We start from the raw sequence: 397 nt of genomic DNA, 5'->3' as shown, positions 1-397 counted from the left end.
TGAAAAGTGAGGTGAAATGATATGACAAAGCATAATAAAGCATATAAATTCCGTTTGTATCCAACAGAAGAACAAGCATATCTTATGCGTAAAACCTTCGGTTGTGTACGTTTCGTGTATAACAGAATGTTAGCTGAACGGAAAGAAGCGTACGAAAAATACAAAGATGATAAGGAACAACTAAAGAAACAAAAGCTTCCAACTCCTGCGAAATATAAAGCAGAATTTGAGTGGTTAAAAGAAGTTGATTCATTAGCTTTGGCAAATGCTCAACTACACTTGCAAACTGCCTATAAGAATTTCTTTAGTGGTCAAAATGACTTCCCAACATTCAAAAGTAAAAAAGACAGAAAGTCTTATACAACGAATGTAGTAAACGGAAATATTATGTTGCTTA

1 protein-coding gene is annotated in these 397 nt (G+C 33.5%); it reads left to right on the top strand.

What is annotated here, in order from left to right; genetic code table 11:
• Window positions 1-21: 21 nt before the first annotated feature.
• The coding region (locus MR155_RS31455; protein ID WP_242312131.1) for a helix-turn-helix domain-containing protein at window positions 22-397 on the top strand (376 nt) is incomplete at its 3' end.

It is taken from the genome of Bacillus cereus group sp. BfR-BA-01331, assembly GCF_022663915.1.
Classification (GTDB): Bacteria; Bacillota; Bacilli; order Bacillales; family Bacillaceae_G; genus Bacillus_A; species Bacillus_A mycoides.
This window is presented reverse-complemented; position numbering and strand designations above follow the sequence as displayed.